12 protein-coding genes are annotated in these 12,956 nt (G+C 70.7%); 6 read left to right on the top strand and 6 right to left on the bottom strand.

What is annotated here, in order from left to right; genetic code table 11:
• Positions 1 to 18 precede the first annotated feature (18 nt).
• Positions 19 to 1,374 carry a GH1 family beta-glucosidase gene (locus tag O3X23_RS31445; protein WP_269275618.1) on the top strand — a complete coding sequence of 452 codons (1,356 nt, stop codon included), beginning with the start codon at positions 19 to 21 and terminating at the stop codon, positions 1,372 to 1,374.
• Positions 1,375 to 1,446: 72 nt separating this feature from the next.
• On the opposite strand, the gene O3X23_RS31440 is transcribed toward O3X23_RS31445, so the two are convergent.
• Positions 1,447 to 1,797, bottom strand: coding sequence for an ATP-binding protein (locus O3X23_RS31440; RefSeq protein ID WP_269275543.1), 351 nt, complete (start codon positions 1,795 to 1,797; stop codon positions 1,447 to 1,449).
• Positions 1,798 to 2,086: 289 nt separating this feature from the next.
• Between O3X23_RS31440 and O3X23_RS31435 the strand changes: the two genes are divergently transcribed.
• Positions 2,087 to 2,953, top strand: coding sequence for a helix-turn-helix domain-containing protein (locus tag O3X23_RS31435; protein WP_269275541.1), 867 nt, complete (start codon positions 2,087 to 2,089; stop codon positions 2,951 to 2,953).
• Positions 2,950 to 3,171, top strand: coding sequence for a DUF397 domain-containing protein (locus tag O3X23_RS31430; RefSeq protein ID WP_269275540.1), 222 nt, complete (start codon positions 2,950 to 2,952; stop codon positions 3,169 to 3,171). The genes O3X23_RS31435 and O3X23_RS31430 overlap by 4 nt, the downstream gene beginning before the upstream one ends.
• A gap of 197 nt (positions 3,172 to 3,368) precedes the next feature.
• On the opposite strand, the gene O3X23_RS31425 is transcribed toward O3X23_RS31430, so the two are convergent.
• From O3X23_RS31425 to allB, 3 genes are all read right to left on the bottom strand, one after another.
• Positions 3,369 to 4,118: a DUF6159 family protein gene (locus tag O3X23_RS31425; RefSeq protein ID WP_269275538.1), complete on the bottom strand. Its 750-nt coding sequence runs from the start codon at positions 4,116 to 4,118 to the stop codon at positions 3,369 to 3,371.
• Positions 4,119 to 4,447: 329 nt separating this feature from the next.
• On the bottom strand, positions 4,448 to 5,554 hold the full coding sequence (gene alc, locus O3X23_RS31420) for an allantoicase (protein ID WP_269275536.1): 1,107 nt from the start codon (positions 5,552 to 5,554) through the stop codon (positions 4,448 to 4,450).
• Positions 5,551 to 6,894, bottom strand: coding sequence for an allantoinase AllB (gene allB / locus O3X23_RS31415; protein ID WP_443048038.1), 1,344 nt, complete (start codon positions 6,892 to 6,894; stop codon positions 5,551 to 5,553). Before allB ends, alc begins: the two co-directional genes overlap by 4 nt.
• A gap of 218 nt (positions 6,895 to 7,112) precedes the next feature.
• On the opposite strand from allB, the gene O3X23_RS31410 reads away from it, so the two are divergent.
• On the top strand, positions 7,113 to 7,886 hold the full coding sequence (locus O3X23_RS31410) for an IclR family transcriptional regulator (protein ID WP_269275534.1): 774 nt from the start codon (positions 7,113 to 7,115) through the stop codon (positions 7,884 to 7,886).
• Here the strand turns inward: O3X23_RS31410 and O3X23_RS31405 are convergent.
• Entirely contained in the window at positions 7,845 to 8,207 is a 363-nt protein-coding gene (locus tag O3X23_RS31405; RefSeq protein ID WP_443048037.1) for a DUF5955 family protein, read from the bottom strand. The two genes, O3X23_RS31410 and O3X23_RS31405, sit on opposite strands and share 42 nt — an antisense overlap.
• Positions 8,208 to 8,398: 191 nt before the next feature.
• Positions 8,399 to 10,216: a serine/threonine-protein kinase gene (locus tag O3X23_RS31400; RefSeq protein ID WP_269275612.1), complete on the bottom strand. Its 1,818-nt coding sequence runs from the start codon at positions 10,214 to 10,216 to the stop codon at positions 8,399 to 8,401.
• A 174-nt stretch (positions 10,217 to 10,390) separates the two neighbouring features.
• On the opposite strand from O3X23_RS31400, the gene O3X23_RS31395 reads away from it, so the two are divergent.
• Positions 10,391 to 11,083, top strand: a complete 693-nt coding sequence (locus tag O3X23_RS31395) for a nucleotidyltransferase family protein (RefSeq protein WP_269275532.1) — start codon at positions 10,391 to 10,393, stop codon at positions 11,081 to 11,083.
• Between the two features lie 129 nt (positions 11,084 to 11,212).
• Entirely contained in the window at positions 11,213 to 12,832 is a 1,620-nt protein-coding gene (gene aceB / locus O3X23_RS31390) for a malate synthase A (protein WP_269275530.1), read from the top strand.
• Positions 12,833 to 12,956 lie beyond the last annotated feature (124 nt).

The following is a 12,956-nucleotide window of genomic DNA, read 5'->3' as shown; positions in this document are numbered from 1 at the left end:
ACCACCGAAAGGCTGCTCGTGAACGACCTCAGCGCTCTCCCCGCCGACTTCATCTGGGGCGCGGCCACCGCCGCCTACCAGATAGAAGGAGCGGTGGACGAGGACGGCCGGTCCCCCTCGATCTGGGACACCTTCTCCCACACCCCGGGCAAGGTGGCGGCCGGTGACACCGGCGACGTGGCCTGCGACCACTACCACCGGGTACCCGAGGACATCTCCCTCATGGGCGACCTCGGCCTGGACGCCTACCGGTTCTCCATCGCCTGGCCCCGCGTCATGCCGCAGGGCGGCGGAGCGGTCAACGCGGCCGGACTCGGCTTCTACGACCGCCTCACCGACTCCCTCCTCGAAGCGGGCATCACCCCCTTCCCGACCCTCTACCACTGGGACCTCCCGCAGGCCCAGCAGGACCGGGGCGGCTGGCCGGAGCGGGAGACCGCGGAGCGGTTCGGCGAGTACGCGTCGGTCGTCGCCGAGGCCCTCGGCGACCGCATCCACGACTGGGCGACCCTCAACGAGCCGCTCTGCTCGGCCTGGATCGGCCACCTCGAAGGCAAGATGGCACCGGGCCTCACCGACATCACGGCCGCCGTCCGCGCCTCGTACCACCTGCACCTGGGGCACGGCCTCGCCGTCCAGGCGATCCGCGCCGCCAGCCCCGGCGCCCGCGTCGGCATCGTCAACAACCTCAGCCCCTGCGAGCCCGCCACCGACCGCGAGGCCGACCGGGCCGCCGCGATCCGGGCCGACGGCCACACCAACCGCTGGTGGCTCGACCCGATCCACGGCCGCGGCTATCCGCAGGACATGGTGGACCTGTACGGCGTCGACCTCCCGATCCAGAACGGCGACCTCGACACCATCGCGGCCCCGCTCGACTGGCTCGGTGTCAACTACTACTTCCGCAACGTCATCGCCGACGACCCGACCGGTCTCGCACCGCGCGCCAAGCAGGTCTACCTGCCCGGCGTCCGGCGCACGGCGATGGACTGGGAGGTCTACGGCGACGGCCTGGAGCAACTGCTCATCCGCGTCTCCGAGGAGTACGGCGCCCAGCGGATCTTCGTCACCGAGAACGGCTCCGCGTACCCCGACACCGTCGGCCCGGACGGCCAGGTCGACGACCCGGAGCGGCAGGCCTACCTGGAGGAGCACCTCGCGGCCTGCACCCGAGCGGTGCGCCGCGGCGCACCGCTGGCCGGCTACTTCGCGTGGTCGCTGCTGGACAACTTCGAGTGGGCCTACGGCTACGACAAGCGGTTCGGTCTGATCCACGTCGACTACCCGACGCAGAAGCGCACCATCAAGGGCAGCGGCCGCCGCTACGCGGACATCATCGCCGCCCACCACCGCCGCGCCCGCCGCGCGGCCTGATGGCCTGACGGCCTAACGCCTGAACCACGGCCCGGCGTCCGTCCCCAACGGGGGAGGACGGCTGCCGGGCCCTCACCCTGCCGGCGCCGGATCCAGCCGGCAGCGGACCTGCTTCCCGACCGGCGACCGCGCCACCCGCCACCCCGACGTGAGCAGCTCCACGAGCGCGAGCCCCCGCCCGGACTCGGCCTCGGCATCATCCATCGCCACCGCCCGCCGACGCGGCACCCCGGCCGGATCCGGATCATGCACCCCCACCAGCACCGCCCCGCGCATGACCGACACCTCCACCACCAGGGGCACCCACTCCCCACAGGCGCGCACGGAGTTCCCGACCAGCTCGGACAGGACGAGCTGCGCGCTCTCGGCGGTGCTGACGTCGACCCCGGCGGACGCGAGCGCCTTCCCCGTCAACTCCCTCACGGCACGCAGGTGCTCGCCTGGAGGCGAGCAGGTGGACGACGAACCCGCGGGGTCTGGTGCGCAGGTAGAAGCCGGGGGTTGGGGGGCCGTGCGATTCCGCCATGTTGCACATGGCACCTCCACAGGCAGTGTCGGATCATGTCGCGCCGCGCACCGGGTCGTTGACTCTGCGTTACGGCAACTCGATGGTCGTCTCTTTCTAATCTGAGCGCAAGTTTTCTACCTAGTTCGGGTGACGTCCGGTCACGGAGGGTTTCCAGCAACCTTGTTCACGGTGTAGGACTCCGGTATGCCCAACTCTCCGCTCGTTCCGACCGTCAGGCGCCGTCGTCTCGGCGCCACCCTCAAAGGCCTTCGCAACGAAGCCGGGCTGACCCTCGACGAGGCCGCGGCAAGCATGGGCTGGAAGGGCCCGAAGCTGTCGAAGATCGAGAACGCGACACAAGCCATCCGTCCGGCGGAAGTGGGCTCACTGCTTCTGGCTTACAGGGTCGACGACGGCGAAGTGCACACCGCACTGGAGAACTTGGCCCGGGACGCCGGCAAGAAGGGCTGGTGGCAGACGTACAGCGGTATCGTGGCGCCCGCGTACGCGGATTACATCTCGCTGGAGTCCGACGCCGATCAGATCTGCGAGTGGGCACCCCTGGTGGTTCCGGGGCTGTTGCAAACGGCCGCCTACGCGCGCGAGAACATCGCGGGCATCACGACATCGCGGACCCCGGACGACATCGCCGCGTTGGCCGAAGTCCGCCTGGCGCGCCAGTCCGTACTCACCCGCCCGGGCAAGCCGCTGGAGTTGTGGGTCATCATCCACGAGGCGGCACTGCATCAGCGGTTCGTGGTCCGCCCAGCGACCATGCGCGAGCAGTTGCGCCGCCTGCTCGACGCCGCCGAAATGCCGAACGTGACCATCCAGTTGATGCCGTTGGACTGCGCTACCCACCCGGGCGTCGTCGGTGGGTTCTCCATCGTCTCGTTTCCGGGACCCATCCCCGACGTAGTCCTGCTGGAAAACCTGAGCGGGGCGACATACGTTGAGGGCGAGGAAGCTGTGCCCTTCACCAAAGCGTTCGAGCGGATCCGCGCGACAGCGCTCCCGGTGGAGGACTCACTCGCCCGAATCGCACAGATGGAAGAAGGCCACAGACAGTGAACGGACCCAAGGCGGGGCTGTACGCGCACGACCTCTCCGTCGCTGCCTGGCGCAAATCTTCCGCCAGCGGAGCCGAGAACAACTGCGTGGAGATCGCCGATCTCCCCAACGGCGCCGTCGCCGTCCGCGACTCCAAGAACCCCGGGCGGGAGCCCCTGCGGTTCGACGCGGGCGAGTGGGCCGCGTTCCGGGCAGGCGTCATCGCCGGGGAGCTCTGACCGGGCGGCCTTGTTGCATGGCTTAGGTTCCGACAGTGCGAAGTGGTGCGTCTGCGGCGCTGCGCACCGCCTGAACCCGCGCTACGCCATGTTCAGTTGGAGCGACCGGCGAAACACCACGGCCGGCCGCCAGCTGCTCTCTCCGGATGCGGTGGTGAGTCAGTCGGCGTGTGGGGAGTGGGAAGTGGGTCGAGACATCAGGCCGTGGCCGCGGCGTCTCGGTAGAGCGCGGTGCGGAAGATGCCAGAGACGGTGGCGCCGACCAGGAGGGCGCCCAGCAGCATCACGACGGCGAACGCACCGCCCGCTACGGCGGGGCCCAGATCGTTCGACTCGACGCCGAGCATGAAGGCCACGAATCCGACGATCACCGAGAGGACCATGGGCAACGCGATCCACAGCGAGCCCCACACCTGCCGCGAGAACGTCTCGCGCACCATCCGCGCCGACCGGCGGGTGCCCTCGGCCACCCCGAGGCCGTCGACCACCATGGCCGGCAGAGCCAGGTAGGTGGCGACCGCCCATCCGTTGCTGAAGAGTGCGCTCAACATCCAGCCGACGACCGGTATCCGCTCCAGCTGCCGAACGAGCAGCAGCACCGTCGTGTTGAGCAGGCTCCACGCCAGCAGCCGCGGCCAGTGCCGCAGGGCCCGCCGGAAACTCGCGCCGATCCGGGCCGACTCGCCCCGCAGCACGTCGTCGACCGCGCAGATCATCGCGGCGGTGCAGATGGTGAAGGCGAATCCCAGCAGGAGATAGCAGGCGCCGGAGGCGACGACGTCCACGGTGGACGGCGACGACTCGGCCCCGTCCAGCAGGAACGCCGACACCGCCAGCGCCCCGAGTATCAGCACCAGCGCGGTAGCGCTGAGCAGCGGGAACACCAGCAGACGGCGGTTGTTCCGCAACACCCCGAAGGACATGCGAACAGGCGTGACGGTGCTCACGAAAGGGTCCCCCACGGGTGGTCGAGCTTCGGCGACGCGCCACAGGTTATGTCACTCGCCAGTGCCCCTCACCACGGAGGTGTCTCGGCCGGTCAGGGAGCCGTGCCGCGCGGGTGGGAGATGCCGCCGCCATCAGACCGCCCGGGGAACCGGCCCGCTTCGCCATCCCGGGCCGCGCAGCGGGCCGCCCCACTGGCAGGCGCGCAGCGCCGGGGCCTCCCCCCTCCGCGCGGTCAAGGCGCGCAGGCAGCGCCGCAGACGCACCACTTCGCCTCGCCTGAACCCGCACCTGCCTCTGACCGAGCACCTCAGCCGACTGGCGACTGCGGTCAGCTGATTTCTTCGGTGCGGGCCGTGAGTTGTTCGGCGCCTCGGGCGGTCAGGGAGCCGTGCAGGCGCAGGCGGGAGATACCGCCGTCGGGGAAGATGTCGATCCGCACCCGCGTCGCCGGGATGGGGTTGACCAGGAAACGGTGGACCGTGTCCGGCTGGAGCTTTGTGCGCGGCAGCAACTGCGTCCACGCATCTGAGCCCTCATCCTGCACGAACAACGCAGCCCAGCCCGCCGCGTTCCCCTTCAAATACGCGGTATCGATCTCCACCGCCCGGATCGCACCCTGCGCCACCAACCGGTACTGCACCCAGTCATTGCCCTTGTCACGACGACGGCGCGTCTCCCACCCGTCATCCATCTTCCGCGAACGCCCCGGCAGAATCGTGTTCACCGGCGAGGAGTAGAAACGGTCCGACGCATCCTCCACCGTCCCACCGTTCTCCAACGCCACCAGATCGAACGTGCCCAGCTCCGCCAGCCACCCCGGATCCGGCGCCACCTCCCCATACACCCGCAACCGCGCCACACCGCCGTCCGGGTGCTGCTTCAACCGCAGATGCGTGAACCGCCGATCCACCTCCACAGTGAACCCGTTCGCCGCGTGGCCGCCGACCGCGGTGCGCGGCACGATCGTCGTCCACTCCACCCCCTCCGCCAGCAGATCCTCCGCCGACGCCGACAACGCATGCGCCGTCGCCTCCACCGACACCGACTGCGGGTAATTGCCCCGGAAGTGCGCGGTGTCCACCACGACCCCCCGGATCACCCCGGGCGCACCCAACCGGATCAGCGCCCAGTCATGGTCCGCATCCACCGGGTGCGGGGCGTCGGTGCCCGCACCCCGACGACGACGGGTCTCCCACCCATCCATGATCTTGCCCTTGTGCCCGAAATGCTCCGGATCGAAATGCGCCGGCTCCGGGACCAGCAGATTCTCCCGCTCCGCGAAGAACTCATCATTCGCCGCAATCACCCCCGCACCCAACCGCCGATCCGCCAGATCCACCAGACCCGTGAACGGCAACTCCGCACACCGGTAATCCGCATACGGATCACCCCCACCGAACGGCCGAGCATCGCCAGTGAAAGAAGTGGAGGTCACGCGTTCTCCCGAGTGATGAGGCGGCCGGTGGGCTCGTTGGGTACGCCGTTCTCGGCGATGAGTTCGCCGCGCAGCCAGGTCTGCCGGACGACGCCGTGCAGGGTCTTGCCCGCGTAGGCGGTGATGCGGTTGCGGTGGTGGAGCTCGGCGGGGTCGACGGTGAAGGTCTCGTCCGGCGCGAGGACCGCGAAGTCGGCGTCGTAGCCGACGGCGATGGCGCCCTTCGTCGAGAGCCCGACGAGCGCGGCGGGTGCCTGGGACATCCAGCGGGCGACGTCCTCGACGCTGTGGCCGCGGCGGCGGGCCTCGGTCCAGATGGCGGGCAGGCCGAGCTGGAGGGAGGAGATGCCGCCCCAGGCGGCGGCGAAGTCGCCGGTCTCCTTGACCTTGAGCTCGATGGTGGACGGCGAGTGGTCGGAGACGATGCAGTCGATCGTGCCGTCGGCCAGGCCCTCCCAGAGGGCGTCCTGGTTGGCGGCCTCACGGATCGGCGGGCAGCACTTGAACTCCGTTGCGCCGTCCGGGACTTCCTCGGCGGTGAGGGTGAGGAAGTGCGGGCACGTCTCGACGGTGAGCTTGACGCCCTCACGCTTCGCCGCCGCGATGAGCGGGAGCGCGTCGCTCGACGACAGGTGCAGCACGTGCACCCGGGCGTCGAGTCGCCTGGCGAGGGCGATGAGCCCCTCGATGGCGGCGTTCTCGGCGGCGCGGGGGCGGGACGCGAGGAAGTCCGCGTAGTGCGGGCCGCTGCGCTGCGGGGCGCCGTCGATGAGCTGGGGGTCCTCGGCATGGACGATCAGCAGCCCGTCGAAGCGGGCGAGCTCGGTGAGGGCGTCCTCCAGCTCCTCCGGGGAGAGCTGCGGGAATTCGTCGACGCCGGAGTGCAGCAGGAAGCACTTGAAGCCGAAGACGCCGGCCTCGTGCAGGGGCCTGAGGTCCTTGACGTTGCCGGGGACGGCGCCGCCCCAGAAGCCGACGTCGGTGTGCACCTTGCCGCGCGCGGTGTCCTGCTTGACGGCGAGGTTCTCGACGGTCGTGGTCGGCGGGATGCTGTTGAGCGGCATGTCGACCAGCGTCGTGATGCCGCCTGCCGCGGCGGCGCGGGTGGCGGAGGCGAAGCCCTCCCACTCGGTGCGTCCGGGGTCATTGATGTGCACATGGGTGTCGACCAGGCCCGGGAGCAGCGCGTCGTCGCCGAGGTCGACGAGCCGGGCCCCCTCCGGGACGTCGGCGTCGTACGCCCGCACAGCGGTGATCGTGCCGCCGCTGACCGCGACCGCGGCAGGGCGGCTGCCTTCGGGGGTGACGACCCGAGTCGAGCGCAGGACCAGTTCCACCACGTGCGGCCTCCAAATTTCAACGTTCTGTTGAACGAATGTGCAGGACAGGGCGGCGGCCCGTCAAGGGCATGTAAGATTCCACAAAGCGGAATTCGCATTTCGCCACATGCTCCGTAGCTAGCTACAGGAGACGGGCCCGGAGAGATCAATGAGCGGGGGTCGGCCGGTAGGCTTCCCCAATCATCCACCGCTCGCCCACCGCCCAGAGGAGATCGCACGTGTCGTCAGACCGCGCAGGAGGCGTCCAGTCGCTCGAACGCGCCTTCGACCTGCTTGAGCGGATGGCCGACGCGGGCGGCGAGGTCGGCCTGAGCGAGCTCTCCGCCAGCAGCGGGCTCCCGCTGCCCACCATCCACCGGCTGATGCGCACCCTGGTCGACTGCGGCTACGTACGGCAGCAGCCGAACCGCCGGTACGCGCTCGGTCCGCGGCTGATCCGGCTCGGCGAGAGTTCCGCCAAACTGCTCGGCACCTGGGCCCGCCCCTTCCTCGCCGAGCTGGTCGAGACGACCGGCGAGACGGCGAACATGGCGCTGCTCGACGGGGACGAGATCGTCTACGTCGCCCAGGTGCCGTCCCGCCACTCCATGCGGATGTTCACCGAGGTGGGACGGCGGGTGCTGCCGCACTCCACCGGCGTGGGCAAGGCGCTGCTGGCGCACGTGCCGCCGGACGAGGTCCGCGCGCTGCTCGCCCGCACCGGGATGCCCGCTGCGACCGAGAAGACGATCACCAACGCGGACGACTTCATAAGCGAACTGGAGCGGATCCGCGAGGCCGGCTACGCGGTCGACGACAACGAGCAGGAGATCGGGGTCCGCTGTCTGGCGGTCACGGTCCCCGACTCCCCCACCGCCGCGGCCATCTCCATCTCCGGGCCCGCGGGCCGGGTGACCGAGGTCGCCACGGAGAAGATCATCCCCATCCTCCAGGACATCGCCCGGCAGCTGTCACACGCCCTCGCCAGCGCCGGGGCCGGCACCGGCGCCTGACCCGAAGAGGTCGACGGCCCTGCGCAACTCGGCCAGGGCCACCGCCAGCGCGCTCACCGAACCCAGCACAGCCGCGACCAGCAGCAGCGAGTGCCGCATCCGGTCGATCTCCAGGATCCCGGCGTCCGCGGCGTTGGCCAGTGCCCCCAGCTCGTCCTCGGCTATCGCCCGGTCCGGCAGCTCCGCCCGCAGGGCGGCCAGCTCCCGGCGCACCCGGGCGACCGACAGCCGTAACGCGGTCACCCGCGGATCGTCCTCGCCGGACGCCGCCGCCCGGACGTCCGCGGCCATATGTGCGGCCGCACCGCTTTCGTCGTCCACAGACCTCACCCCCACCTCCGCCATCTCCCGCACCTCGGCGGGCGCGCCCCCCAGCGCGCCGCCCGCGCGCCCCGGTACCCTCCGGGGCGCGCTCAGTTAACGCGCAACGATGCGCAGGACGCCATACGGACGACGAAATCCACGCCAACTTCCTTGTGCGGCAGGTGACTTGGCGGCCAATGCGGAACCGTTCACTCGCCTGCGGGGACCGCGTTGCGCCAGACGGTCAGGTCCACGGAGACGTACCCGGTCCCCGAGCCCGAGGACCCGAAACTGCGGATGGTCACCAGTCCGATGTGCCCCGCCTTGGTCGTCACGCAGATCTTCGTTCCCTTGGAGATCGTGTCCTGCTTGATGGTCTCGGTGTACCGCGTGTTGGCGCGGCAGCCGGCCAGGGTCGCGGGCTCGCCGGGCTGCACCAGCGCCAGAGTGTTCTTGCCGTTGTGGGTGGAGACGTTGGCGCCCTCGATGAAGTCCGTCGAGTAGCCGAAGTCCCCCTCGTAGTGCGTGCCCACTTCCGCCTTCTTCGGACGCGGCGGTTCGTCGGCGAGGTACAGCGTGTAGCTGCCGGGGATGTTGATGCCGGTGTACGAGACGGGCTTCGGGTCCGCCGGCGCCGTGCTCTGCCCGGTCTCGTTCCCGGTCGTACCGCCGCTGGTGGACGGCGTCTTGGTGTTCTGGTCGCTCGACGCCTTCTTGTCGTCCCCCTTGTGCGTGGCCGTGTACACGGCGGAGCCGACCACGAGGGCGACGACGACCCCCGCGATGACGAGACCCGTCCGCTTCTTCTTCTTCGGAGGCAGCGGCAGAAAGCCTCCCGGCCTGCCGGGGCCGCCGGTGGGCGGGTACGCATAGCCGCCCACCGGGGGCCTGGGCTGCTGCGGGTGCATCGCCTGCGGGTGCACCGGCTGCGTCTGCTGCGGGAACTGCGGCTGTCCGCCGGGCTGGTGGTGGGCCTGCTGCGGGTGGACCGGCTGATGGTTCACCGGCTGGGTCGGCGGGTGGAGCGGGGGCGCGGTCGACGGCGCCGCCTGTGTGGGCGGATGACCGGGCTGCGGGACCACCGGCGGGGCGGGGGGATGGTTCGGCTGCGGCGCCGGTGCGGCCGCCTGCGTCAGGTCGGCGGCGTACGACTGCGGCAGCCAGCCGTCCGGGCGGCGCAGCGCCGGATCCTTGGACGCCTGGCCGCACATGGCGATGATCTGGGCGGTGGAGGGCCGCAGCGTCGGGTCCTTGATGAGGCAGCGGGTGACGATCTCGCGCAGTTCGCCCGGCAGTTCGGACAGGTCCGGCTCCTCGTGCACGATCCGGTAGAGGACCGCGTGCGAGGGGCCGTTGCCGAACGCCGCGCCGCCCATCGCCGCGAAGGCGGCGATCTGGCCCAGCGCGAAGATGTCGGTGGCCGGCGTGCAACTGGTGCCGGCCGCCTGCTCCGGGGACATGAAGGCCGGCGTGCCGACGCTGACGCCGGTGCCGGTGAGCGCGGTGGTGTCGGCGGCCCGCGCGATGCCGAAGTCGATGACGCGCGGCCCGTCCACGGCGAGCAGCACGTTGGACGGCTTGAGGTCCCGGTGCACGATGCCGGCGTGGTGGATCACCTGCAGTGCCTCGGCGATCCCGGCGACGAGCAGCAGGACCGACGCCACCGGCATCGCCCCGTGGTCGGCGACGGCCGCGTGCAGCGAGGGCCCCGCCACGTAGGCGGTGGCCAGCCACGGGCGCGGGCCGTCGGTGTCGCTGTCGATCACCGGCGCCGTGTAGAGGCCCTGCACGCGCTGGGCGGCCTGCACCTCCTGGCGGAAGCGGCGGCGGAACTCGGGGTCCTCGGCGAACTCGGGGCGGATCACCTTGATCGCGACCGGTCGGCCGCCGGGTGTGTAGGACAGGTACACCTTGCCCATGCCGCCGGCGCCGAGGCGGGCGCTGAGCAGGTATCCGGCGACGGTTTTCGGGTCGTCGTCCGTCAGCGGCTGGAAAACCTCAGGATCCGGGACCGAGGTGTCCGCCACGGTGGCGGGCACCGGGTCCTGCTGATGATTCGTCACGTCTGCCCCTTGGCCTGCGGATACCCGTCCCTTACGGCGCCGAGCCTATCGAAGCCCGCACTCCGCCCGCCGCCATGAGCCCAAACGCCCCATGTGCCCCTCTTCGCCTCCGGCCGCCGTGTCCTGTAGGCAGGAGTCATGAAACCCATCGCACCGAGCGATTCCGCCACTCTTCCCTCCATCGCCGGTCTGCTGCTCGCGGCGGGGGGCGGGCGGCGCCTGGGCGGCCGTCCGAAGGCGCTGCTGGAGTACGCGGGCCGCCCGCTCGTCGAGCACGCGCTGCGCGGGCTGCACGAGGCGGGCTGCGGGCCGGTGCACATCGTGCTCGGTGCGGCGGCCGGCGAGGTCCGCGAGCGGGCCGACCTGGAGGGGTGCGTCCTGGTCGACAACCCGGACTGGGCGGGCGGCATGGGCTCATCGTTGCGCGCGGGCCTGCGGTCGCTGGCGGAGACGGAGGCGCAGCGCGCCGGTACGGGCGCGCGGGCGGTCGTCGTGGCGCTGGTGGACCAGCCCGGGATCGGCGCGGGGGCGGTCGCCCGGGTGATCCACGCGTACCGGGACCCGGCGAGCCTGGCGGCGGCCGCGTACGAGGGGCGGCGCGGCCACCCGGTGCTGTTCGGCGCGGACCGCTGGGCGGACATCGCGGACCTGGCGACCGGCGATCAGGGCGCCCGGGAGTACCTGAGGCTGCACCAGGAGGCGATCACCCTCGTCGAGTGTGGTGACATCGCCGACCCCGCCGATATCGACACCCCTGATGACCTGCACCTTCTGCGGGCCGCGAGCGAGCCGCGGAACGAACCCGCTGCACGGCGTGCCACAAAACGTTGATCTTCCGCAATGCGGATACTATGCTCCACCTCGCAGAAGCGCCCGTATTCCGGTACGGCCCGGCACCCCGTGCCACGGGCCACGACCCAGCGGGCGCCCGGCACCCTTTGTCCCCTGGAGGAGTCAGCCATGTCCGCAGCAGTGCCGTCCTCGGCGGCCGTCGTCGCCGACGACGCGCCCCCCGTCCCCCGCGCGGAGGAGGTGCTGACGCAGCAGGCTCTGACCTTCATCGCCGAGCTGCACCGACGCTTCACCCCGCGCCGATCCGAACTGCTCGCGCTGCGCAAGGAGCGCCGCGCCGAGATCGCCCGTACGGGCACCCTGGACTTCCTCGCGGACACCGCACATGTCCGCGCGGCGGAGTGGCGGGTGGCCCCGGCCCCGGCCGCGCTCGACGACCGCCGCGTCGAGATCACCGGTCCCACCGACCGCAAGATGACGATCAACGCGCTGAACTCCGGCGCCAAGGTCTGGCTCGCCGACTTCGAGGACGCCTCGGCCCCCACCTGGGAGAACGTCGTCAGCGGCCAGATCAACCTGATCGACGCCTATGAGCGCCGGATCGACTTCTCCACCGAGCAGGGCAAGTCGTACGCGCTGAAGGACGAGGCGGAGCTCGCCACCGTCGTCATGCGCCCGCGCGGCTGGCACCTGGAGGAGCGGCACCTGACGGTCGACGGCGAGCCCGTCCCCGGCGCCTTCGTCGACTTCGGGCTGTACTTCTTCCACAACGCGACGCGGCTGATCGCCAAGGGCAAGGGCCCGTACTTCTACCTGCCCAAGACCGAGTCGCACCTCGAAGCGCGGCTGTGGAACGAGGTCTTCGTCTTCGCGCAGGAGTACGTGGGCGTCCCGCAGGGCAGCGTCCGCGCGACCGTCCTCATCGAGACGATCACCGCCGCGTTCGAGATGGAGGAGATCCTCTACGAGCTGCGCGACCACGCCGCGGGCCTGAACGCCGGCCGCTGGGACTACCTCTTCTCGATCGTGAAGAACTTCCGCGACGGCGGCGCGAAGTTCGTGCTGCCGGACCGCAACGCGGTGACGATGACGGCGCCCTTCATGCGCGCGTACACCGAACTGCTGGTGCGCACCTGCCACAAGCGCGGCGCGCACGCGATCGGCGGCATGGCCGCGTTCATCCCCTCGCGCCGCGACGCCGAGGTCAACAAGGTCGCCTTCGAGAAGGTCAAGGCCGACAAGGACCGCGAGGCCGCCGACGGCTTCGACGGCTCCTGGGTCGCCCACCCCGACCTGGTGCCGATCGCCCGCGCCTCGTTCGACGCGGTCCTCGGCGACCGGCCGAACCAGAAGGAGCGGCTGCGCGAGGACGTCCACGTCACCGCCGACCAGCTGCTGGCCATCGACTCGCTGGACGCCAAGCCGACCTACGACGGCCTGGTGAGCGCGGTCCAGGTCGGCACCCGCTACATCGAGGCGTGGCTGCGCGGCCTGGGCGCCGTCGCCATCTTCAACCTGATGGAGGACGCCGCCACCGCGGAGATCTCCCGCTCGCAGATCTGGCAGTGGATCAACGCGGGCGTCGTGTTCGAGAACGGCGAGAAGGCCACCCACGACCTGGTCCGGCGCGTCGCCGCGCGGGAACTGGCCGCGATCCGCGCCGAGGTCGGCGAGGAGGCCTTCGCGGCGGGCAAGTGGACCGAGGCGCACGACCTGCTGCTGCGGACCGCGCTCGACGAGGAGTACGTCGACTTCCTCACCCTCCCGGCCTACGAACTACTGGGCTGACCTCCCGTTTCCCAGGTTTTCGCACGCCTGAGCGGGTCCCGGTCCACAGGGTCGGGGCCCGCTTCGTTATCCGGTGGAGCTGTGCCATCGTGCCGGTATGTGACAACGTGGGAGTTCCTGTTAC

Origin of the sequence: Streptomyces sp. H39-S7 (assembly GCF_027158205.1) — a bacterium.
Lineage (GTDB): Bacteria > Actinomycetota > Actinomycetes > Streptomycetales > Streptomycetaceae > Actinacidiphila.
This window is presented reverse-complemented; position numbering and strand designations above follow the sequence as displayed.